Origin of the sequence: Streptomyces griseorubiginosus (assembly GCF_017614965.1) — a bacterium.
In the GTDB taxonomy this organism is placed as follows: Bacteria; Actinomycetota; Actinomycetes; order Streptomycetales; family Streptomycetaceae; genus Streptomyces; species Streptomyces griseorubiginosus_B.
This window is the reverse complement of record NZ_WVUG01000022.1, coordinates 1-22253: the sequence shown is the minus strand read 5'-3', so window position 1 is coordinate 22253 and position 22253 is coordinate 1. Positions and strand designations below refer to the sequence as shown.

22 protein-coding genes and 1 pseudogene are annotated in these 22253 nt (G+C 71.4%); 16 read left to right on the top strand and 7 right to left on the bottom strand.

The genetic code is table 11. From position 1 onward, the window contains the following. Nucleotides 1-92 precede the first annotated feature (92 nt). Nucleotides 93-785 carry a hypothetical protein gene (locus GRC12_RS06980; protein ID WP_208778200.1) on the bottom strand — a complete coding sequence of 231 codons (693 nt, stop codon included), beginning with the start codon at nt 783-785 and terminating at the stop codon, nt 93-95. 77 nt (nt 786-862) lie between these two features. Next, nucleotides 863-2188: a DUF2252 domain-containing protein gene (locus tag GRC12_RS06975; RefSeq protein ID WP_208778199.1), complete on the bottom strand. Its 1326-nt coding sequence runs from the start codon at nt 2186-2188 to the stop codon at nt 863-865. 203 nt (nt 2189-2391) lie between these two features. Between GRC12_RS06975 and dnaE the strand changes: the two genes are divergently transcribed. Then, on the top strand, nt 2392-5931 hold the full coding sequence (gene dnaE, locus GRC12_RS06970; RefSeq protein WP_208778198.1) for a DNA polymerase III subunit alpha: 3540 nt from the start codon (nt 2392-2394) through the stop codon (nt 5929-5931). Between the two features lie 83 nt (nt 5932-6014). Here the strand turns inward: dnaE and GRC12_RS06965 are convergent, their stop codons facing one another. Continuing rightward, complete coding sequence (locus GRC12_RS06965; protein ID WP_208778197.1) at nt 6015-6179, bottom strand: hypothetical protein; 165 nt, start codon at nt 6177-6179, stop codon at nt 6015-6017. A gap of 236 nt (nt 6180-6415) precedes the next feature. On the opposite strand from GRC12_RS06965, the gene GRC12_RS06960 reads away from it, so the two are divergent. From GRC12_RS06960 to GRC12_RS45380, 5 genes and pseudogenes are all read left to right on the top strand, one after another. After that, the gene (locus GRC12_RS06960; RefSeq protein WP_208778196.1) at nt 6416-7624 is read left to right on the top strand and encodes an NYN domain-containing protein; all 1209 of its coding nucleotides are present in this window, start codon (nt 6416-6418) and stop codon (nt 7622-7624) included. Nucleotides 7625-7746: 122 nt separating this feature from the next. Further along, nucleotides 7747-8721, top strand: a complete 975-nt coding sequence (locus GRC12_RS06955) for an ABC transporter ATP-binding protein (RefSeq protein WP_208778219.1) — start codon at nt 7747-7749, stop codon at nt 8719-8721. Between the two features lie 91 nt (nt 8722-8812). After that, the gene (locus GRC12_RS06950) at nt 8813-9631 is read left to right on the top strand and encodes an ABC transporter permease (protein WP_308286489.1); all 819 of its coding nucleotides are present in this window, start codon (nt 8813-8815) and stop codon (nt 9629-9631) included. Between the two features lie 34 nt (nt 9632-9665). Next, complete coding sequence (locus GRC12_RS06945; protein WP_208778194.1) at nt 9666-10385, top strand: AAA family ATPase; 720 nt, start codon at nt 9666-9668, stop codon at nt 10383-10385. A gap of 107 nt (nt 10386-10492) precedes the next feature. Further along, a pseudogene (locus tag GRC12_RS45380) lies at nt 10493-10609 on the top strand (DUF2567 domain-containing protein); the annotation flags it as partial. Between the two features lie 192 nt (nt 10610-10801). On the opposite strand, the gene ybaK reads toward GRC12_RS45380, so the two are convergent. From ybaK to GRC12_RS06925, 4 genes are all read right to left on the bottom strand, one after another. Continuing rightward, nucleotides 10802-11305, bottom strand: coding sequence for a Cys-tRNA(Pro) deacylase (ybaK, locus tag GRC12_RS06940; protein WP_208778193.1), 504 nt, complete (start codon nt 11303-11305; stop codon nt 10802-10804). 19 nt (nt 11306-11324) lie between these two features. Further along, the gene (locus tag GRC12_RS06935; RefSeq protein ID WP_208778192.1) at nt 11325-12065 is read right to left on the bottom strand and encodes an LON peptidase substrate-binding domain-containing protein; all 741 of its coding nucleotides are present in this window, start codon (nt 12063-12065) and stop codon (nt 11325-11327) included. A gap of 11 nt (nt 12066-12076) precedes the next feature. After that, nucleotides 12077-13132, bottom strand: a complete 1056-nt coding sequence (locus GRC12_RS06930; protein WP_208778191.1) for a hypothetical protein — start codon at nt 13130-13132, stop codon at nt 12077-12079. Nucleotides 13133-13261: 129 nt separating this feature from the next. Continuing rightward, nucleotides 13262-14839: an oxidoreductase gene (locus GRC12_RS06925; protein ID WP_208778190.1), complete on the bottom strand. Its 1578-nt coding sequence runs from the start codon at nt 14837-14839 to the stop codon at nt 13262-13264. A gap of 187 nt (nt 14840-15026) precedes the next feature. On the opposite strand from GRC12_RS06925, the gene hisD reads away from it, so the two are divergent. From hisD to GRC12_RS06875, 10 genes are all read left to right on the top strand, one after another. Further along, the gene (hisD, locus tag GRC12_RS06920) at nt 15027-16349 is read left to right on the top strand and encodes a histidinol dehydrogenase (protein ID WP_208778189.1); all 1323 of its coding nucleotides are present in this window, start codon (nt 15027-15029) and stop codon (nt 16347-16349) included. Next, nucleotides 16346-17455, top strand: coding sequence for a histidinol-phosphate transaminase (locus GRC12_RS06915; RefSeq protein ID WP_208778188.1), 1110 nt, complete (start codon nt 16346-16348; stop codon nt 17453-17455). Before hisD ends, GRC12_RS06915 begins: the two co-directional genes overlap by 4 nt. After that, nucleotides 17452-18045: an imidazoleglycerol-phosphate dehydratase HisB gene (hisB, locus tag GRC12_RS06910; RefSeq protein ID WP_015661105.1), complete on the top strand. Its 594-nt coding sequence runs from the start codon at nt 17452-17454 to the stop codon at nt 18043-18045. The genes GRC12_RS06915 and hisB overlap by 4 nt, the downstream gene beginning before the upstream one ends. After that, nucleotides 18042-18206, top strand: a complete 165-nt coding sequence (locus GRC12_RS06905) for a hypothetical protein (protein WP_208778187.1) — start codon at nt 18042-18044, stop codon at nt 18204-18206. Before hisB ends, GRC12_RS06905 begins: the two co-directional genes overlap by 4 nt. Next, nucleotides 18203-18844, top strand: a complete 642-nt coding sequence (hisH, locus tag GRC12_RS06900) for an imidazole glycerol phosphate synthase subunit HisH (RefSeq protein ID WP_208778186.1) — start codon at nt 18203-18205, stop codon at nt 18842-18844. Before GRC12_RS06905 ends, hisH begins: the two co-directional genes overlap by 4 nt. After that, a complete protein-coding gene (priA, locus tag GRC12_RS06895; RefSeq protein ID WP_208778185.1) occupies nt 18841-19566 on the top strand; it encodes a bifunctional 1-(5-phosphoribosyl)-5-((5-phosphoribosylamino)methylideneamino)imidazole-4-carboxamide isomerase/phosphoribosylanthranilate isomerase PriA in 726 nt (241 codons plus the stop codon). Before hisH ends, priA begins: the two co-directional genes overlap by 4 nt. Further along, complete coding sequence (locus GRC12_RS06890; RefSeq protein ID WP_208778184.1) at nt 19563-19967, top strand: RidA family protein; 405 nt, start codon at nt 19563-19565, stop codon at nt 19965-19967. Before priA ends, GRC12_RS06890 begins: the two co-directional genes overlap by 4 nt. Then, entirely contained in the window at nt 19964-20719 is a 756-nt protein-coding gene (gene hisF / locus GRC12_RS06885) for an imidazole glycerol phosphate synthase subunit HisF (protein ID WP_133042813.1), read from the top strand. Before GRC12_RS06890 ends, hisF begins: the two co-directional genes overlap by 4 nt. 90 nt (nt 20720-20809) lie before the next feature. Next, a complete protein-coding gene (locus GRC12_RS06880; RefSeq protein ID WP_208778183.1) occupies nt 20810-21397 on the top strand; it encodes an ArsR/SmtB family transcription factor in 588 nt (195 codons plus the stop codon). Nucleotides 21398-21409: 12 nt separating this feature from the next. After that, the coding region (locus GRC12_RS06875) for an MFS transporter (RefSeq protein ID WP_208778182.1) at nt 21410-22253 on the top strand (844 nt) is incomplete at its 3' end.

Genomic DNA, 22253 nt, shown 5'->3' with positions numbered 1-22253 from the left:
TATGTCGTGCGCGGGATACGTGTGGGGGACTGCTCGTGCTCAGTGCTCAGTGCTCGTGAAAGGCGACGGGCGCCGTCGGCACCGGATGTCGTTCAGGCGAGGGCGAGCGGCAGCGGTGGTCCGCGTCGGCCCAGGGAGTGCACGAGGAGCCGGTCGCGCGCGACGGCCGGGGCGAGCTCGGGGCGCCCGAGGCGCCGTACCGTCGGGGCCGGGAGGACGGTGACGGCGGCGACCGCCAGCAGCAGCGGCCGGAAGGTCGTGGCGGCCACCGCGCGCAGAAGCTGGGCCAGTGCCCGCTCGCCGCGGCGCAGCCAGGCGGCGGCGAGCAGTCCGACGCCGACATGGGCGCCGAGCAGCAGCCAGGCGGTGGCCGGGTCGGCGTGCGCGAGCAGCGCCGCGAGGCGGTCGGGGTCCGCGCCGGTGACCTGCGCCAGCGGGGTGCCGACCTGGGTGTTGCTGCCGCACAGCACGTCCCAGCCGACCGAGGCCAGGGGGCCGGCGACCGGGCCGCCCGCGCGGCCGTAGCAGAGGTGCTGGCCGGTGGTCAGGACGGTGTCGGCGGCCAGCTCCAGCGGGATCAGCAGACCGGCGATCGGCAAGAAGCCGCGCTCTCGGCCGGCCAGTGCGTAGGAGACCGCGAACACGGCGGCGGCGAGCGCGGCCACCGTGTTCAGCGGCAGCGGGACCCGTGACAGCAGCACGTGCGACGCGGTGCTGAGCGTCACGACGAGTGCCGTGAACAGCGCCGCGCGCAGCGCTCTGAGTCGGGTCCCGGAGATGTCCATAGCGTGGAGAGTGTGTCACGTGCTCCGGTAAGGGACCCTTAAAAGGTCCCTGTGAGATGACGGACTGTGCCGGACTGTTAGAGACCCGGGATCCGCCCGTTGCGGAACAGGTCCACGAAGATCTGGTGGTCGGTACGCGCGCGTGCGCCGTAGTCGTGCGCGAAGCCGACCAGAAGGTCCGCGAAGCCGTCCTCGTCCGCCGCGATCGCCGCGTCGATGGCCCGCTCGGTGGAGAACGGCACCAGGGACTCGCCGGAGGTGTCGTCCGCCGCCGCGTGCATGGTCGCCGTCGCCCGGCCGAGGTCGGCGACGACCGCCGCGATCTCCTCCGGGTCGTCGATGTCGCCCCAGTCCAGGTCGACCGCGTACGGCGAGACCTCCGCCACCAGCTGGCCCGCGCCGTCCAGCTCGGTCCAGCCCAGCCACGGGTCCGCGTGCGCCTGCAGGGCGCGCTGGGAGATCACCGTGCGGTGGCCCTCGTGCTGGAAGTAGTCCCGGATCGCCGGGTCGGTGATGTGCCGGGAGACGGCCGGGGTCTGGGCCTGCTTGATGTAGATCACCACGTCGTTCTCCAGGGCGTCGCTGTGCCCCTCGAGAAGGATGTTGTACGACGGCAGCCCGGCCGACCCGATGCCGATGCCGCGCCGGCCCACCACGTCCTTGACCCGGTAGGAGTCGGGGCGGGCCAGTGAGGAGTCCGGCAGCGTCTCCAGGTAGCCGTCGAAGGCCGCCAGGACCTTGTAGCGGGTGGCCGCGTCCAGCTCGATGGAGCCGCCGCCCGGGGCGAAGCGGCGCTCGAAGTCACGGATCTCCGTCATCGAGTCCAGCAGCTCGAAGCGGGTCAGCGAACGGGCCGCGCGCAGGGCGCCCAGCAGCGGGCCCTCCGCGGTGTCCAGGGTGAACGGCGGCACCTCGTCGCTCTTGGCGCCGGTCGCCAGCGCGTGGATCCGCTCGCGGTACGCGCCCGCGTACACCCGCACCAGCTCGCTGATCTGGTCGTCGCTGAGCGCCTTCGCGTACCCGATCAGTGCCACGGAGGCGGAGAAGCGCTTCAGGTCCCAGTTGAACGGGCCGACGTAGGCCTCGTCGAAGTCGTTGACGTTGAACACCAGACGGCCGTTGGAGTCCATGTACGTGCCGAAGTTCTCCGCGTGCAGGTCGCCGTGGATCCACACGCGCGAGGTGCGCTCGTCCAGGTACGGGCCGCCCCGCTTGTCGGCGTCGAGGTCGTGGTAGAAGAGGCACGCCGTGCCCCGGTAGAACGCGAACGCGGAAGCCGCCATCTTGCGGAACTTCACCCGGAACGCGGCCGGATCGGCGGCCAGGAGCTCGCCGAAGGCGGTGTCGAAGACGGCGAGGATCTCCTCGCCGCGCTGCTCGTCGTTGAGCTGGGGAACCGACATCGCGGGATGCCTCCTGGTGCATGGACGGGTGCGACAGCGTGTCTGCCGCTTCAACGGGCGGCGGGTCACGGAAGTGCCCGCGACCCCCGCTGTGAAGGTACGCGGGGGAGCCCTCGGATTGTCAGTGCCGAGGCATAGACTTCGACGCTGACCCCAGGACTGTCGCCGGCCCGTCGTCCACCGTTTCCTCTGGAGGCTCCACCGTGTCAAAGCCGCCGTTCACGCACCTGCACGTCCACACCCAGTACTCGCTGCTGGACGGTGCCGCGCGGCTCAAGGACATGTTCAACGCCTGCAACGAGATGGGCATGACGCACATCGCCATGTCCGACCACGGCAACCTCCACGGGGCGTACGACTTCTTCCACTCCGCGAAGAAGGCCGGGATCACCCCGATCATCGGCATCGAGGCCTATGTCGCCCCGGAGTCCCGGCGCAACAAGCGCAAGATCCAGTGGGGCCAGCCGCACCAGAAGCGGGACGACGTCTCGGGTTCCGGCGGTTACACCCACAAGACCATGTGGGCCGTGAACTCGACGGGTCTGCACAACCTCTTCCGGCTCTCCTCGGACGCCTACGCCGAGGGCTGGCTGCAGAAGTGGCCCCGGATGGACAAGGAGACCATCTCCCAGTGGTCCGAGGGGATCGTCGCCTCCACCGGCTGCCCCTCCGGCGAGGTGCAGACCCGGCTGCGCCTCGGGCAGGAGGAGGAGGCCCTCAAGGCGGCCGCCGACTACCAGGACATCTTCGGCAAGGACCGCTACTTCCTGGAGCTGATGGACCACGGCATCGACATCGAGCACCGGGTCCGCGACGGTCTGCTGGAGATCGGCCGGAAGCTCGGCATCCCCCCGCTGGTCACCAACGACTCGCACTACACCTACGCGCACGAGGCGACCGCCCACGACGCCCTGCTGTGCATCCAGACCGGCAAGAACCTCTCCGACCCCGACCGCTTCAAGTTCGACGGCACCGGCTACTACCTGAAGTCCACGGACGAGATGTACGCCATCGACTCCTCGGACGCCTGGCAGGAGGGCTGCCGCAACACCCTCCTGGTCGCCGAGATGGTCGACACCGACGGCATGTTCGAGGCCAAGAACCTCATGCCGAAGTTCGACATCCCCGAGGGCTACACCGAGGTCACCTGGTTCAAGGAGGAGGTCCGCCGCGGCATGGAGCGCCGCTTCCCCGGCGGCATCCCCGAGGACCGCCAGAAGCAGGCCGAGTACGAGATGGACGTCATCATCTCGATGGGCTTCCCCGGCTACTTCCTCGTCGTCGCCGACTTCATCATGTGGGCCAAGAACAACGGCATCGCGGTCGGCCCCGGCCGAGGCTCCGCGGCCGGCTCGATCGTCGCGTACGCCATGGGCATCACCGACCTCGACCCGATCCCGCACGGCCTGATCTTCGAGCGGTTCCTCAACCCCGAGCGCATCTCCATGCCCGACGTCGACATCGACTTCGACGAGCGCAGGCGCGTCGAGGTGATCAGGTACGTGACCGAGAAGTACGGCGCCGACAAGGTCGCCATGATCGGCACCTACGGCAAGATCAAGGCGAAGAACGCGATCAAGGACTCCGCGCGCGTGCTGGGCTACCCGTACGCGATGGGCGACCGCATCACCAAGGCCATGCCCGCCGACGTCCTCGGCAAGGGCATCGACCTCAACGGCATCACCGACCCCTCGCACCCCCGCTACTCGGAGGCGGGCGAGGTGCGCGCCATGTACGAGAACGAACCGGACGTGAAGAAGGTCATCGACACCGCAAAGGGCGTCGAGGGCCTGGTCCGGCAGATGGGCGTGCACGCCGCCGGAGTGATCATGTCCAGCGAGACCATCACCGAGCACGTGCCGGTCTGGGTGCGGCACACCGACGGCGTGACCATCACGCAGTGGGACTACCCGAGCTGCGAGTCGCTCGGCCTGCTGAAGATGGACTTCCTCGGCCTGCGCAACCTGACGATCATGGACGACGCCGTCAAGATGGTGAAGTCCAACAAGGGCATCGACCTGGAGCTGCTGAGCCTCCCGCTGGACGACCCCAAGACCTTCGAACTCCTCCAGCGCGGCGAGACCCTCGGCGTCTTCCAGTTCGACGGCGGCCCCATGCGCTCGCTGCTGCGCCTGATGAAGCCGGACAACTTCGAGGACATCTCCGCCGTCTCCGCGCTCTACCGTCCGGGCCCGATGGGCATGGACTCGCACACCAACTACGCGCTGCGCAAGAACAAGCTCCAGGAGATCACCCCGATCCACCCCGAGCTGGAGGAGCCCCTCAGGGAGGTCCTGGACGTCACCTACGGCCTGATCGTCTATCAGGAGCAGGTGCAGAAGGCCGCGCAGATCATCGCCGGCTACTCGCTCGGCGAGGCCGACATCCTCCGCCGCGTGATGGGCAAGAAGAAGCCCGACGAGCTCGCCAAGAACTTCACCATCTTCCAGGCCGGCGCCCAGAAGAACGGCTACAGCGACGAGGCCATCCAGGCCCTGTGGGACGTGCTGGTCCCCTTCGCCGGCTACGCCTTCAACAAGGCCCACTCGGCCGCGTACGGACTGGTCTCCTACTGGACCGCCTACCTCAAGGCGAACTACCCGGCCGAGTACATGGCGGCGCTGCTGACCTCCGTCAAGGACGACAAGGACAAGTCGGCGGTCTACCTCAACGAGTGCCGTCGTATGGGCATCAAGGTGCTCCCGCCGAACGTCAACGAGTCGGTGCACAACTTCGCCGCCCAGGGCGACGACGTGATCCTCTTCGGCCTGGAGGCCGTGCGCAACGTCGGCACCGGCGTGGTCGACTCGATCATCAGGGCGCGCAAGGCGAAGGGGAAGTTCGCCTCCTTCCCCGACTACCTGGACAAGATCGACGCCGCCGCCTGCAACAAGCGGACCACGGAATCGCTCATCAAGGCGGGCGCGTTCGACTCGCTAGGCCACACCCGCAAGGGACTCACCGCGCAGTACGAGCCGATGATCGACAACGTGGTCGCGGTCAAGCGCAAGGAGGCGGAAGGGCAGTTCGACCTCTTCGGCGGGATGGGTGAGGAGGACTCCAGCGAGCCCGGGTTCGGCCTCGACGTCGAGTTCACCACCGAGGAGTGGGACAAGACCTATCTGCTCGCCCAGGAGCGGGAGATGCTCGGTCTGTACGTCTCCGACCATCCCCTGTTCGGCCTGGAGCACGTGCTGTCCGACAAGGCCGACGCGGGCATCGCCCAGCTCACCGGCGGTGAGCACGCGGACGGCGCGGTCGTCACCATCGGCGGCATCATCTCGGGTCTGCAGCGCAAGATGACCAAGCAGGGCAACGCCTGGGCGATCGCCACCGTCGAGGACCTCGCCGGCTCCATCGAGTGCATGTTCTTCCCGGCGACCTACCAGCTGGTGTCGACCCAACTCGTCGAGGACGCCGTGGTGTTCGTCAAGGGCCGGCTAGACAAGCGCGAGGACGTGCCGCGGCTGGTCGCGATGGAGCTGCAGGTGCCCGACCTGTCCAACGCGGGCACCAACGCGCCGGTGATCCTCACCATCCCGGCCACCCGGGTCACCCCGCCGATGGTCAGCCGCCTCGGCGAGATCCTCACGCACCACAAGGGCGACAGCGAGGTCCGCATCAAGCTCCAGGGACCGACGAAGACCACGGTGCTGCGACTGGACCGGCACCGGGTGAAGCCGGACCCGGCGCTCTTCGGCGACCTCAAGGTGCTGCTCGGCCCGTCCTGCCTGGCCGGCTGAGCACGGCGTCCACGCGCGAGGGGCGCCCCTTCACGGGTGCGCCCCTCGGTGGTGCCTGGGTCTCAACAACCCGTTACACAGCGTCAGTTGTGACCGAAGCTCTTCTGCCGCCCCTTGCGGGCCATGTCGCCCGGGGTGACCGTCGGGACGTGCTGCTCGGCCGGCGACTCCATGGGGATCTGCTCGGCCTGCTGCCGACCGCGCTCGGACTGCGGCTGCTTACGGTTCTGCTTCTTGTTCTTGGCCATGGTGATCTGCCTCCTGTGGGTGATCTAGGGGCCAGGGCCGGGACCAGATTCACATAGGCTGACAACAAGCGCATGTCGGATAATTACCGTCTGTGACATGGCTTGTCGGGGAGTGCGGACCCGCCACGCACTCCGAAACGCCACGCCGAAGATCGAGTTCGGGCCGTTAACCCCTGCGTAGTCGGGCAGACTCGAAGGAAGCCCGAAGCAAACCTCCCGGAAAGAGGGTGGATCGCGTGGACCGCTGCATCGTCCTGGTGGACGCCGGGTATCTGCTGGGGGCCGCCGCCAGTCTCCTTGCCGGGGAGCCCTCCCGCTCCCGCATCACCGTCGACCACACCGCCCTCATCCAGGGGCTGCGTGAGCGCGCCGAGTCCGACACCGAGCGGCCCCTGCTGCGCATCTACTGGTTCGACGGCGCCCCGGACCGTGTGCCCCAGCCCGAACACCGCCGGCTGCGGGTGATGCCCCGCGTCACCGTCCGGCTCGGCGCGCTGACCCGCAGCGACGGGCGCTGGGCCCAGAAGGGCGTGGACGCGGCCATGCACGCGGAGCTCACCGAACTGGCCCGCAACCGCGCCTGCTCCGACATCGTCCTGGTCACCGGCGACGGCGATCTGCTGCCGGGCATGATGGCCGCCAAGGAGCACGGGGTGGCCGTGCACCTGTGGGCGGTGCAGGCGGCCGACGGGGACTACAACCAGTCCGAGGACCTGGTCGCCGAGGCCGACGAGCGGCGGGTGCTGGACCGGACCTGGATCACCAAGGCCGTACGGGCCAAGGACCTCGGCGGGGTCTGCGCGCCGCAGCCCGCGCCCCGGCCCGAGATCGCAGCGATCCTCTCCGCGCCGCTGCCGGAGTCCGCGCTCGGTGCGGCCGAGCGGTCCGCCGAGGAGACCGAGCACGCCCCGGCCGCCGCCGTGGAGAACGGCAGGCAGGAGCGGGTTCCCGCGCCCAAGGGCGTGCCCACGCCGAAGGACCTCGCCGCGCTGCGCGCGCCCGGGGTGCAGCCGGCCCCGCAGCCCGCGAGCGCGACGCTGCGCTGGTCCTCCGACAAGGGCTGGGTGGACCGGCCGGCCGCCGAGCCGCCCGAGGTGGCCTCGATGCCGACGCTGGCGCAGCTGACGACGGCCGAGCAGCGCTGGGCCGACCGGGAGGAGGACATCACCACGGTCGGCGGGGATCCGTTCGAGGTCGGACAGGTGTTCGCGCGGCGGTGGATGGAGCGGCTCGGGGATCAGAGCCATCTGCAGAAGCTGTCCGCCATGTACCCGCGCGTCCCGCACCGCATCGACGGCGAGCTGCTGCGCTACGCGGCCCGCTTCGGGCTGCTGGCGCACAAGGACGACCAGATCGACGAGCATGACCGTTACGCCATCCGGGCGGGGTTCTGGCGGGAGATCGACGTCCGGACGGCCGCCGAGCACGCACCCGCGGGTGAGTAGTTCTTTACCGGTGGATGTGCCGTCCTGGACCAACCCGAGAGCGGGCGGACGGCGGCGACCCCGTACCCTCGTCCTTTGTGAGTACGCGCGCGGCACAGGCACTTCGGCACGGTGGGGATGTCGTGTGCGCGGTGCGCGGGCTGACCAAGACCTATCCGGCGGTGCGCGGGCGGCGCGGGGCGCCGGGCACGCCGGCGGTGCGGGCCACGGACGACGTACGGCTGGACATCCGCCGCGGTGAGATCTTCGGGCTGCTCGGGCCGAACGGGGCCGGCAAGTCCACCCTGGTCCGCCAGCTGACCGGGCTGATGCGGCCCGACGCGGGGCGCGTGGAGATCCTCGGGCACGACATCGTGCGGCATCCGGAGCGGGCCGCGCGGATCCTCGCCTACCTCGGCCAGGAGTCCAGCGCGCTCGACGAGCTCACCGTGTCGCTGGCCGCCGAGACGACCGGACGGCTGCGCGGCCTGGAGGGGCGGCAGGCGCGGGACGAGAAGGACGCCGTACTCGAGGAACTGGGGCTCACCGCCATCGCCGGGCGGCCGTTGAAGAAGCTGTCCGGAGGGCAGCGGCGGCTGGCGTGCTTCGCCGCCGCGCTGGTCGGGGAGCGGCCGCTGCTCGTGCTCGACGAGCCGACCACCGGGATGGACCCGGTGGCGCGGCGGGCGGTGTGGGCGGCCGTGGACCGGCGGCGGGCCGAGCGCGGCACGACCGTGCTGCTCGTCACCCACAACGTCATCGAGGCCGAGACCGTCCTCGACCGGGTCGCCGTCCTCGACCAGGGCAGGGTGATCGCCTGTGACACCCCGGCCGGGCTCAAGGAGCAGGTCGCCGGGGAGGTCCGGGTCGAACTGGTGTGGCGTGAGAACGCGCCGCTGCACGTCCCCGAGGTCACCGCACTGCGGGAGCGGGCCGTGGAGGCCGGGCGCCGCTGGACGCTGCGGCTCGCGCCGGAGGAGGCGCGGGCGGTCGTGGCCACCGTCACCGGCGGCAGCGCCTTCGCCGCGCTCGACGACTTCACGCTGGCCACGCCCAGCCTGGAGGATGTGTACCTGGCGCTGGGGGGCGCCGCACAGCAGGGGTTGGTGAAGGCATGAGCGACCTGGTGAGTGCGCGGACCGTGGCGTCCGTATGGACCCTTCGGGAGACTGCCCCAGTGAGCCCGAGCGAGAAGGGGAGCAGCGCGACGTGAGTGTCGTACCCGCCGATGTCCTGCCCGGCGCCCTGGGCGCGGAGGGGGGCGAGCGTCGCGCGGCCGAGCTCGGGCCGCGGGCGCGGATGTGGCCGGCGCTGGTCGCCGTGTACCGGGCTCAGCTCTCCCGCGCTCGGGTCGCCCGGATCCCGCTGCTGTTCGTGGCGACCTTCCAGTCGATCGGGATCATGGTCCTGATGCGGGGGGTCGTGGACGGCGGCGGCGAGGCCGAGTCGGTGGTCGCCGGCTCTTCGGTGCTCGTCGTGGCCTTCGTGGCGCTGAACCTGCTCGCGCAGTACTTCGGGCAGCTGCGGGCCAGCGGCGGACTCGACCACTACGCGACGCTGCCGGTGCCGCCGGCCGCCGTGGTGCTGGGGGCGGCGGGGGCGTACGCCTCCTTCACCGTGCCGGGGACCGTGGTGACCGCGGTGTTCGGGTGCGTGCTGTTCGGGCTGCCGCTGGCGCATCTGTGGGTGCTGGCCGCGGTGATCCCGCTGGCGGGGGCGGCCCTGTCCGGGCTCGGGGCGGCCCTCGGGCTGCTCGCGCCTCGGCCGGAACTCGCCACGCTGCTGGGGCAGTTGGGGATGTCCGCCGCGCTGCTTCTGGGTGTGCTGCCCGCCGACCGGATGCCGGAGATCGTGCGGCTGGCGCGGGATCTGTTGCCGTCCACCTACGGTGTCGAGGCGTTCGCGCGGACGTTCGGAGGGGATCCCGACTGGGCGTTCGTGGCCGGTGACCTCGCCGTGTGCGCCGGGGTCGGGGTCGTCTCGCTGGCCGTGGCCACCTGGGCCTACCGTCGGGCGGCCGTCCGGTGACGCGCCGCACAGGCGGGCCTGGCACGATGGCAGGGTGACCGCACCGTTGACTCCGCCTCCGCCGCCCCATGAACAGTCCTCGCAGTCTTCCCAGGGTTCGCCCGCACCGCAGCAGGCCTGGCAGCTGCCCGCCGGGGGACCTGCGGTGCCCTCGGGCCATGATCACCTGTGGGACGGCACGTACGGACAGGACGGGCCCGGGATGAAGACCGAAGTGCGCGAGGCCGCCCTGATCACGGTCGCGGTGGCGCTCGGAGGGGTCCTGCTCGGCGTGCTGTGGTGGTGGCTCGCCCCGCACGTGCCGCTCGTCGGGGACCTGGTGAACAAGCGCTGGATCGTCTACCTCGCCGACAGCGAGGGGGAGCAGGCGATAGGCGTGGACGGCACGTTCACGCTGCTCGCGCTGGCCTTCGGAGTGGTGAGCGCGCTCGTGGTGTTCCTGGTGCGCCGGCGCGGCGGGATCCCCCTGGTGGTGGCGCTCGGCGTCGGCGGGCTGCTGGGATCCCTGCTGGCCTGGCGGCTCGGCGTGTGGCTCGGGCCCGCGCAGGACGTGATCGCGCACGCCAAGCGGGCCGGCAACGGCGTCACCTTCTCGGCACCCCTGAAGCTGGGCGCGAAGGGGGCGCTGCTGGCGTGGTCGCTGGCTGCGCTGGTGGTGCACCTCGGGCTGACCGCGCTGTTCGGCCCGCGTGACCCGGAGCCGTACCAGCAGAGCCCCGCGCAGACGGATCCGTACGGGGCGCCGCTGCGGTAGGGCCCGTGGCCGAAGCCCTGGGTCGCGGGACCGGCGCTTCGGACGGGCCGCGGGGCTTTGGCGACGGGCCTGGGGGTCATGCCGGACGGTGGCCGTGGTTGGCCTGATCGCTGGCCGCGCTGGTGGTGCACCTCGGGCTGACCGCGCTGTTCGGCCCGCGTGACCCGGAGCCGTACCAGCAGAGCCCCGCGCAGACGGATCCGTACGGGGCCCCGCTGCGGTAGGGCCCGTGGCCGAAGCCCTGGGTCGCGGGACCGGCGCTTCGGACGGGCCGCGGGGCTTTGGCGACGGGCCTGGGGGTCATGCCGGACGGTGGCCGTGGTTCGAGTGGCCCTTCTTGGTGCGCCATTTGCGTTTCCGCGTTTTCTTCGACATGTCCCTCGTTCTTAACCGAACCAGCCGGGGCCGTCGAGGGGTCACGCACGCCCGATGGGGGCCACCACCGCATCCGTGAGCTTCGCCAGGTCCTCGGGGGACAGCTCCACCTCCAGGCCCCTGCGGCCCGCGGAGACGCAGATCGTGGCGTGCGCGGAGGCCGAGGCGTCCAGGACCGTGGGGAGCCGCTTGCGCTGGCCCAGGGGTGAGATGCCGCCCCGGACGTAGCCCGTGGTGCGCTCGGCGAGGGCCGGGTCCGCCATCGCCGCCCGTTTGCCGCCCACCGCCGAGGCGAGGGCCTTCAGGTCCAGGGATCCCGCCACCGGGACGACGGCGACCGTCAGGGCGCCGTCGACGTCCGCCACCAGTGTCTTGAAGACGCGGTCCGGTGAGACGCCCATCGCCTCGGCCGCCTCCTCGCCGTAGGAGGGGTGGGCGGGGTCGTGGTCGTAGGCGTGGATCGTGTACGGCACCCCGGCCGAGGTCAGCGCCACGGTCGCCGGAGTGCCGCCCTGCGCCGGGGATTTCTTGGACTTCTTCGCCATCGCGGCCTTCGCTGTGTCGTCAGTTGAGGCTGGTCTGCCCGCGCGTCAGCTCCGACGCCGGCAGTGACGGCAGGCTACGGATGATCGCCGTCTCGGTGCGAAGGAGTTTCAGTTCGTCGCGCAGCCGGGACGCGGTGTCCGGCGCCTGCAGCAGCCGTTGCTTGGTCGGGGTGTCCAGCATCATCGCGGCCGCGACCAGGTAGGAGACGACCGACGGCTCGTCGGGCAGCTCGGCGCCCGTCGACAGCGAGCGCTCCCGCGCGCCCGCCAGCCGCTTCTGGTACTGGCGGAACGCCCGCAGCACCCCTTCGGCGATCGCGCCGGCCTCGTCGCCCTGCTCCTCCGCGAGCTCCTCCAGCTCCGCGGTCAGGAACGGGCCGGAGGTGTCGACGGAGAGCAGCCGCACCCGGTTGGTCCCGGTCGCCAGCACCTCGAACGTGCCGTCCGCCCGCTCCCGGATCGTCGCCGCGTCGGCGATGCAGCCCACCGCGTGGAAGGACTTCGCCGGGTCGGGGCCGAAGCCCGCCGCGGGGCCGCGCTCGGGCACGGCCGTGGGATCCGGCATGCCGGGCGCGCTCGGCGCGACCTCGTGGCCGTCGCGGATCGCCACGACGGCGAACCGGCGCGGCTCCTCCTCGGGTGTCTTGAGCAGATCGCGCATCATGGCGCGATACCGCTCCTCGAACACGTTGAGCGGCAGGACGAGGCCCGGGAAAAGCACCGAGTTCAGCGGGAAGAGCGGAAGACGGACGGTGGTCACGACGCAGAAGCCTAGTGGTCGCGGGAGTGTGTGCGTTCGACCCGCTCGGTCCGCGGACCTCCCGCCCCCTGCTGGGCCACCCGCGCGCGGACCTCGGCGCGCATCTTCAGGAACAGCGCCAGCGGGTCCTCGGACAGATGAGTCCAGGGGAAGGAGGTGGCGTACGGACCGATCAGCCGCAGCTGGTCCAGCGCCTCCTGCCAGCGTTCCAGGCGTACGAGGACGTAGGTGAGCTTGTTGCGGATCTCCGACGGCCACGGGTCCGCCGCCGGGAAGCGGGCCGACAGCGCGATCGCCCGGTCCGCGGCCGCGTCGAGCCGCTCGCGCGGCACCTCCACCGCGCAGCCGTCGGTCAGGTAGCCGAAGGCCGCCCGCGAGGGCAGCGCCTGGATCAGGGAGTCCGGCGGGGCGTCCTGCGCGGCCCGGTCGGCGAAGTCGAAGCACTCCTGGTGGGAGTGGCGCCAGGAGGCGGCGAGATAGCGCAGGGCGGCCGCGTGGCAGCCGTAGTGCAGCGGGGCGCGGCGCAGGGCCGCCTCCCACAGCTCGGAGAAGTACTTGTGCCCGGCGCCGGTCCCGCGCGCGTGGTCCAGCGCGATCCGCCACGGCACCGGGTCGCGGTCGTCGCCCCGCGCGGCGGCCGTGATCAGCGGGCTCACGTCCCGCAGCAGCTCCGCGCGGGCCGGCGACACCCAGGCGTGGTCCACCGCGAGCTGGGCCCGCAGCAGCAGCACGTCCGGGTCCTCGGGGGTCTCGGCGTACCAGCGCTCCAGCCACTCGCCGCGCGAGCGCGCGAACGCCGTCAGCCGTCTCGTGTACCGGTCGCGGTACTCCCACTCGGCACGCACGCGCGTGCCGGCCAGCAGCTCGGACGCGGGCCCGTACTCGCCCCGGGCGGCCGCGACCAGCGTGGCGCCGAGGTGGTCGTCGGGCGCGTCGAGCAGTACCTCGTCGTCGGCGGGCAGGCCGGAGGCGTCCGCGGGGGGCGCGGAAGCGGCGGGGCGCGGCGCGGTCCGGGAGGTCCGGGCCGTGCGGCTGAAGGGGTGCAGCAGAGCCATGGTGTCGACCATTGAAAGGCCGCAGGTCACGGCTGCGCCAGACGGAAAGGGCAAGTTGCCGAAAGTTGTATGCCGAGCGGTCAAGACCGCGTAAAGGTACGTTGTTCAACAACTGTGCGATCGGTGTACGTCCTGTGATGATCAGTTCCGGCGCAGCAGCCGGGTCGCTCCCGCGGCCACCGTCGTCGCCAGGATCCAGCCCAGCAGGACCATCGCGGCGGCCAGCCACTGCCAGCCCCCGCTGAGCTGCCACACGCCGACCTGGCCCAGGTCGATGACGGGAAGCAGCAGGTCCAGGGCGAACAGCGCCGGGTTCCACGGCGGATGCGCCCCGGGCTGAAGCGGCGGATGGCTCGCGTGCGCGAAGGCCAGCGAGCCCGCCGCCCACAGCACCGCCATCCACACCGCGGCCCGCCCGGGCCGGTAGCCGTAGGCCACCGTCCAGTCCTGCGCGTACCCCCACAGCTTGGCCGCCGGCGGCAGGCTCTCCCGGCGCCGGCGTTGCTTGGCCAGCAGCACCTCGCGCGCGTCCTCGTCCTCGCCGCCCGCCCGCAGCACCGAGGCCAGCCGCTCGTACGGCTCCGGGTTGTACTCGGCGGTCGCGGCGGCCACCCAGTCCAGACGCTCCTCCAGCGGAAAGGGCCCCTGCGGTACGAGGTTCTCGTACTGGAAGCCGCCCATGTGCAGGTTCCCCGGTCCGGGCCAGGCGCTCGCCCGGTCGATCAGGTTGACCACCCGCGCCCCCGAGAGCACCACCTTCCCGCGCTGCGGCCGCTCGCCGAGGAAGCGCAGCTCGGGCGTCTGCACCCGGCGCAGCGACAGCTCCTGGTCGTCGGTGAGGGTGAACCGGGCCCGCTCCAGGTCGACCGCGTCCCCGAAGCGCCCGTCGTCCAGCCGGAGCCCGCCCTGGCACTCGAAGCGCTGGATGCGCGTCCCGCGCGCGGGAGTCGCCCCGCCGGCCATCGAGGCGCCGACACCCGCCGGCGTCAGGTACATCGTGCGCTCCACGGTCAGCTGGGGCGCGTTCAGCGCGAGCCGGCCGTACGGGTTCGCCAGCCGGGCGCCGCGCAGACTCAGGCTGACGCCGACCTTGGCGCTGCGCAGTCTCAGCTCACCGTGCGACTCCAGCAGCTCGGCCTGGAGGTCCTGGCCGACGGTCATGCCGTCGGCGGCGATGGAGCGGCCGCTGCGGTCGGGGTGGACTACGGCCTGGTTGAGCATCAGGTCGGTGCCGATGTGCGCGTCGGTCAGGCGCACACCGCCCAGGAACCGGCAGCGCGGCAGATGCAGGTCGCCCTCGGTGTGGACGCGGGCCGCCTCCAGGCGTGGCACCGAGCAGTCGATCATGCGCATGGTGGTGAAGCGCGCCTCCGGCAGCAGCACCTCGCCATCGAAACGGCAGCCGCGCAGCTCGACGTACGGCACCACGATCCCGCCGGCGAGGTCGAGCGTGCCGCTGATCCGCACCCCGCGCAGCTTCAGCGAGGACACCCGGCCCGCGAGCGCGGGCGGACCGTCCAGCAGCAGCCAGCACACGATCCGCGCCCGCACGGTCCGCTCGGGCCCCCAGGGGCGCCCGCCGTGCGGATCGTCGACGACCGCGTCCCCGCTGCTGAGGTCGTACACACTGCCGTTGCGGAACGCCTGCCACATGCCGGCCTCGGCGGCGGTCAGATCGTCCGGCAGGTCTCCGGCGCGCAGGCCGGCCCCCTCGGTCACAACTCCTCCAGTCCTGTGTTCGCACAGCTGGTGATGCCCGTTGCGTAACACCCGAATCACTGGACGTGAAGGCGATCTTCCGGGTTCCTGAGCGTTTTCCGGGGCGGATCTGTATCAGCCATTGATACGCGCCAACGACGCCCGACCCCGGTCTGAGAGAATTGAGCCCGTGCTGCAATATCCCTTCTTGGCCCGAATCGATCTGCGCGGCGACGCCCTCCCCGAGGGCCCCGCCCTGCGCGACTTGTTGCCCCGAGCCGACTTCGACGTTCAGGCCGCCCTCGAGAAGGTGCGTCCGATCTGCGAAGCCGTGCATCATCGGGGCGACGCGGCGCTGATCGACTTCGCGGAGAAGTTCGACGGGGTCAGGCTCGACCAGGTGCGGGTGCCCGCCGCTGCCCTCGCGAAGGCCCTCGACGAACTCGACCCGGCGGTGCGCGCGGCCCTGGAGGAGTCCATCCGGCGCGCCCGTCTCGTCCACCGCGAGCAGCGCCGTACGACCCACACCACCCAGGTCGTACCGGGCGGCACCGTCACCGAGAAGTGGGTGCCCGTCGAGCGGGTGGGGCTGTACGCGCCCGGCGGCCGGTCGGTCTACCCGTCCTCCGTGGTCATGAACGTCGTCCCCGCCCAGGAGGCCGGCGTCCCGTCCGTGGCCCTCGCCTCACCCGCCCAGGCCGAGTTCGGCGGCCTTCCGCACCCGACGATCCTCGCCGCCTGCGCCCTGCTCGGCGTCGACGAGGTGTACGCGGCCGGCGGCGCAACTGCCGTCGCGATGTTCGCGCACGGCACCGAGTCCTGCCCGCCCGCCACCATGGTCACCGGGCCCGGCAACATCTGGGTCGCCGCCGCCAAGCGCTACTTCACCGGCAAGATCGGCATCGACGCCGAGGCCGGCCCGACCGAGATCGCGATCCTCGCGGACGACACGGCCGACCCCGTGCACGTGGCCTCCGACCTGATCAGCCAGGCCGAGCACGACCCGCTCGCCGCCGCCGTCCTGGTCACCGACTCCGTCGCGCTCGCGGACGCCGTGGAGAAGGAGCTGGAGCCGCAGGTCGCGGCCACCAAGCACATCGAGGACCGGATCGTCCCGGCCCTGAAGGGCCGCCAGTCCGCGATCGTCCTCGTCGACGGCGTCGAGGAGGGACTGCGGGTGGTCGACGCCTACGGCGCCGAGCACCTGGAGATCCAGACGGCCGACGCGGCCGCCGTCGCCGACCGGGTGAAGAACGCCGGCGCGATCTTCATCGGCCCCTGGGCCCCGGTGTCGCTCGGCGACTACGCGGCCGGCTCCAACCACGTCCTGCCCACCGGCGGTTGCGCCTGCCACTCCTCTGGCCTGTCCGTCCAGTCCTTCCTGCGCGGCATCCACATCGTCGACTACACCAAGGACGCGCTGGCCGAGGTCGCGCACCACGTGGTCACGCTGGCGGAGGCGGAGGACCTGCCGGCGCACGGCGCGGCGGTCAAGGCACGGTTCGGCTGGAAGGTACCGACGAGCAAGTGAACCTCCGAATCGACGATCTCCCCGTACGGGACGAGCTGCGCGGCAAGTCCCCCTACGGCGCGCCCCAGTTGGACGTCCCCGTACGGCTGAACACCAACGAGAACCCGTACCCGCTGCCCGAGCCGCTGGTCGAGCGGATCGCCGAGCGCGTCCGCGAGGCCGCCCGGAACCTCAACCGCTACCCGGACCGGGACGCGGTCGAACTGCGCACCCGGCTCGCCGAGTACCTGAGCAACACCTCCGGCCACGAGGTGGGCCTCGCCAACGTCTGGGCGGCCAACGGCTCCAACGAGGTCATCCAGCAGCTGCTGCAGACCTTCGGCGGACCGGGCCGTACGGCGATCGGCTTCGAGCCGTCGTACTCGATGCACGCGCTCATCGCGCGCGGCACCGGCACGGGCTGGATCTCCGGTCCCCGCGACGAGGACTTCACCATCGACCTCCCGGCCGCCGAGCGGTCGATCGCCGAGAACGAGCCGGACGTCGTCTTCGTCACCACCCCCAACAACCCCACGGGCAACGCGGTTCCGCCCGAGACCGTCCTAGCGCTCTACGAGGCCGCGCAGGCGGCGAAGCCGTCCATGGTCGTCGTGGACGAGGCGTACATCGAGTTCAGCCACGGCGACTCGCTGCTGCCGCTCATCGAGGGCCGGCCGAACCTCGTCGTCTCCCGGACGATGTCGAAGGCCTTCGGCGCGGCGGGGCTGCGCCTGGGCTACCTCGCCGCGCACCCGGCCGTCGTCGACGCCGTCCAGCTCGTACGGCTGCCGTACCACCTCTCGGCGGTCACCCAGGCGACCGCGCTGGCCGCACTGGAGCACACCGACACGCTGCTGAAGTACGTCGAGCAGCTGAAGGCGGAGCGGGACCGGCTGGTCGGCGAGCTGCGTGCGGCCGGCTACGAGGTCGTGGAGTCCGACGCGAACTTCGTGCAGTTCGGGCGGTTCGAGGACTCCCACACGGCCTGGCAGAAGATCCTCGACCGGGGTGTCCTGGTCCGGGACAACGGCATCCCGGGGTGGCTGCGGGTCAGCGCCGGAACCCCGGAGGAGAACGACGCGTTCCTCGACGCGGTCCGTGCAATGAAGAAGGAGCAGAGTTCATGAACCGCGTGGGACGCGTGGAGCGGGTCACCAAGGAGACGTCGGTGCTCGTCGAGATCGATCTCGACGGCAGCGGCAAGGTCGATGTGTCGACAGGCGTCGGCTTCTACGACCACATGCTCGACCAGCTCGGCCGGCACGGCCTGTTCGACCTCACCGTGAAGACCGAGGGCGATCTGCACATCGACTCGCACCACACCATCGAGGACACCGCCCTCGCCCTCGGCGCCGCCTTCAAGCAGGCGCTCGGCGACAAGGTGGGCATCTACCGCTTCGGCAACTGCACGGTCCCGCTGGACGAGTCCCTCGCCCAGGTCACCGTGGACCTGTCCGGCCGCCCCTACCTCGTGCACACCGAGCCCGAGAACATGGCGCCGATGATCGGCGAGTACGACACCACGATGACCCGGCACATCCTGGAGTCCTTCGTCGCCCAGGCCCAGATCGCGCTGCACGTGCACGTGCCCTACGGCCGCAACGCGCACCACATCGTGGAGTGCCAGTTCAAGGCCCTGGCGCGGGCTCTGCGCTACGCCTCCGAGCGCGACCCGCGCGCGGCCGGCATCCTCCCCTCCACGAAGGGCGCGCTGTGAACGGGCTGTCGACCATCCTGATCGTCGTCGGGCTGTTCCTGGTCGGCGGCATCATCTCCTTCGTCAAGCAGAAGATGCCCAAGCAGCTGATCGTGCTGCTGTCGATCGGCGCCGCGATGTGCCTGGTCGCGGGGATCATGCGGCTGGAGGTGTGGAATTGAGCGCACCCAGGAAGGTGGTCGTCTTCGACTACGGCTTCGGCAACGTCCGCTCCGCCGAACGCGCCCTCGCGCGCGTGGGGGCCGACGTCGAGATAACGCGTGACTTCGACAAGGCCATGAACGCCGACGGCCTGCTGGTGCCGGGCGTCGGTGCCTTCGCCGCCTGCATGCAGGGCCTGAAGGAGGCGCGCGGCGACTGGATCGTCGACCGGCGGCTGTCCGGCGGGCGCCCCGTCATGGGCATCTGCGTCGGCATGCAGATCCTCTTCGCGCGCGGCATCGAGCACGGCGTGGAGACCGAGGGCCTCGACGAGTGGCCCGGCTCGGTCGAGCCGCTGCAGGCCGAGATCGTGCCGCACATGGGCTGGAACACCGTCGACGCACCGGCCGGCTCCGAGCTGTTCGCCGGCCTCGACGCGGACGCGCGCTTCTACTTCGTGCACTCCTACGCCGTCCACGACTGGTCCCTGGAGACCCACAACCCGACCCTGCACGCCCCGAAGGTCACCTGGTCGACGCACGGCAAGCCCTTCGTGGCCGCCGTGGAGAACGGCGCCCTGTGGGCCACCCAGTTCCACCCCGAGAAGTCCGGCGACGCCGGCGCCCAGCTCCTCACCAACTGGATCGGAACACTGTGAGCAAGCTCGAACTCCTCCCCGCCGTCGACGTCCGCGACGGCCAGGCCGTCCGCCTCGTCCACGGCGAGTCCGGCACGGAGACCTCCTACGGCTCCCCGCTGGAGGCCGCCCTCGCCTGGCAGCGGTCGGGCGCCGAGTGGCTGCACCTGGTCGACCTGGACGCCGCCTTCGGCACCGGTGACAACCGCGCGCTGATCGCCGAGGTGACCGAGGCGATGGACATCAAGGTGGAGCTGTCCGGCGGCATCCGCGACGACGACACCCTCGCCGCCGCCCTCGCCACCGGCTGCACCCGGGTGAACCTCGGCACGGCCGCCCTGGAGACCCCGGAGTGGGTCGCCAAGGTCATCGCCGAGCACGGCGACAGGATCGCGGTGGGTCTGGACGTCCGCGGCACCACCCTGCGTGGGCGCGGCTGGACCCGGGACGGCGGCGACCTCTACGAGACGCTGGAGCGCCTCAACAAGGAGGGCTGCGCCCGCTACGTCGTCACCGACATCGCCAAGGACGGCACCCTCCAGGGCCCGAACCTGGAGCTGTTGAGGAACGTCTGCGCGGCGACGGACCGCCCGGTCGTGGCCTCGGGCGGTGTCTCGTCGCTCGACGACCTGCGCGCCATCGCCGAACTGGTCCCCCTCGGTGTCGAGGGCTCGATCGTCGGGAAGGCCCTGTACGCGAAGGCGTTCACCCTGGAAGAGGCCTTGGAGGCTGTGGCGTCATGAAGTCCGAAGCCGTACGGCGTGTGCAGAGCGGAACGTCCTGGGAAGAGACCTTCGGTTTCGCGCGCGCCGTGGCGGCGGGCGACCACGTGCTGGTGGCGGGCACCACGTCCTTCAAGGGCGATGTGCTGTACGGCGAGGGCGACCCGTACGAGCAGGCCAAGGTGGCCTTCACCAGCGCGCTTGAGGCGATCGCCGAGTTCGGGCTCGGCATCGAGTCCGTGATCCGCACGCGCGTGTACCTCGCGCATCCCCGGGACGTCGACGAGGTCGGCCGGGCCCACAAGGAGCTGTTCGACTCCGTGCGCCCGGTGGCCACCCTGCTGGTGGTGGAGGGCTTCGTCGACCCGCGCGTGCTGGTCTCGGTGGAACTAGAGGCATACAGAGGAGCCGTGGATTCATGACCCTGGCGGTCCGAGTCATCCCCTGCCTGGACGTGGACAACGGCCGGGTCGTCAAGGGCGTCAACTTCCAGAACCTGCGCGACGCGGGCGACCCCGTCGAGATGGCCAAGGTGTACGACGCCGAGGGCGCCGACGAGCTGACGTTCCTGGACATCACCGCCTCCTCCGGCGACCGCGAGACGACCTACGACGTGGTGCGCCGGACGGCCGAGCAGGTCTTCATCCCGCTGACCGTCGGCGGCGGTGTGCGCACGGCGGAGGACGTCGACAAGCTGCTGCGGGCCGGCGCGGACAAGGTGGGCGTCAACACGGCCGCGATCGCCCGTCCCGACCTGATCCGGGAGATCGCCGAGCGCTTCGGCCGGCAGGTGCTGGTCCTCTCGGTGGACGCGCGGCGCACTCCCGAGGGCTCCTTCGAGGTCACCACGCACGGCGGCCGCCGCGGCACCGGCATCGACGCCGTGGAGTGGGCGCACCGGGCCGCGGAGCTGGGCGCGGGGGAGATCCTGCTGAACTCCATGGACGCCGACGGCACCAAGGACGGCTACGACGTGGAGATGATCCAGGCAGTCCGCAAGCACGTCACCGTCCCGGTGATCGCCTCGGGCGGCGCCGGCAAGCTCGACCACTTCCCGCCGGCCATCGCCGCGGGCGCGGACGCCGTCCTCGCGGCGTCGGTCTTCCACTTCGGAGACCTGCGGATCGGGGAAGTGAAGCAGGCGCTCAGGGACGCGGGGCATCCCGTCCGCTGACGCGGTCCTCTTCGCACAGCACCTAGGAAGCGAAAGGAAAGTTGCGCAAAAAAGATTGTGCAACTTTTCTTTCGTATCTAGCCTGAGGGCATGGCAGACCGCGAGAGAGACCGCCGCATCACGGACGTCGGCACCCTCAAGGCGCTCGCGCATCCGCTGCGTGCGCAGCTGTACCGGCTGCTGATCCTCGCGCGGACGGCCACCGCGTCTCAGCTGGCCGAGCAGGTCGACGAGGCGGTGTCACTGGTCAGCTACCACCTGCGCAAGCTGGCCGCGCACGGGCTGATCGAGGAGGCCGAGCCGCGCGGGGACGGGCGCGAGCGCTGGTGGCGGCCCGCCTCGGACGGTGTGAGCGTCCGCGACGAGGACTTCCGGGACGCCCCCGAGAAGGCCGCCGCGCACATCGCGGCCAGCCGCCTCTTCTTCGAACAGCGGGTCGACATGGTCCGCCGCCACCTCGACGAGCGCGCGCAGTGGAGCGACGCGTGGACCAGGGCGTCCGACTTCTCCGAGTGGCTGCTGCACCTGACCCCCGACGAACTGCTCGACCTGGCCAAGGAGATGAACGCCCTCGTGCGCCGCTACGAGGAGCGCGGCCGGGCCGCCATGGCCGCCGGCGACACCGAGGGCCGGGAGAACGTCGCGGTGCACACGTACGGCTTCCCCTTCCGTCTCTGAGAGGACCTCCGCATGACCACCGGGCTCGAGAGCACGGCCACGGTCACCACCCCCGAGAAGCCCGCCCACCGGGACGGCAACGTCCTGCGCTGGGTCGGCGCCTACGCCTCCTCGATGGCCGGCGACGGCGTGTACTACGTCGCCCTGTCCTGGGCCGCGGTACAGGCGGGCACCCCCGCACAGGCCGGGCTCGTGATGTCCGTCAGCGCACTCCCGCGCGCGGTGCTGATGCTGGGCGGCGGAGTGGTCGCCGACCGGTTCGGGCCGCGCCGGGTCGTCATCGGCAGTGACGCCGTGCGCTGCGCGGCCGTGCTCGCGGTGGCGGCACTGCTGTTCCTCACCGGCCCGGGGCTGTGGCCGCTCGCGGCGCTCGCCCTGGTCTTCGGCATCGTGGACGCCGTGTTCGTGCCCGCCGTCGGGGCGCTGCCCGCCCGGATCACCGGCCGGGGGCAGCTCGCCCGGGTGCAGGGCATGCGGGGTCTCGCGTACCGGTTCGCCGTCGTCGTGGGCGCGCCGCTCGGCGGGCTCGGCGTCGCGGTGGGCGGGGCGGCGGCCGCGTTCGGGCTCGCGGGGCTGCTGATCGCCGTGTCCGTGCCGCTGCTGGTCTCCGTACGGATGCGGGAGCTGCCGCCGGACGACGCGGTGGACGGGCGGGGCGGCACCGCCTGGTCCGACCTGGTGGCGGGCCTGCGGTACATCCGCCGTCACCGCGTTCTCGCTCCGCTGGTCCTGGCCATCGCCCTGGGGGACCTCGGGTTCGTCGGACCGTTCAACGTCGGGCTGACGCTGCTCGCCGACGAGCGCGGGTGGGGCGCCGCGGGGATGGGCTGGGTGCTTTCCGGGTTCGGTGTGGGCG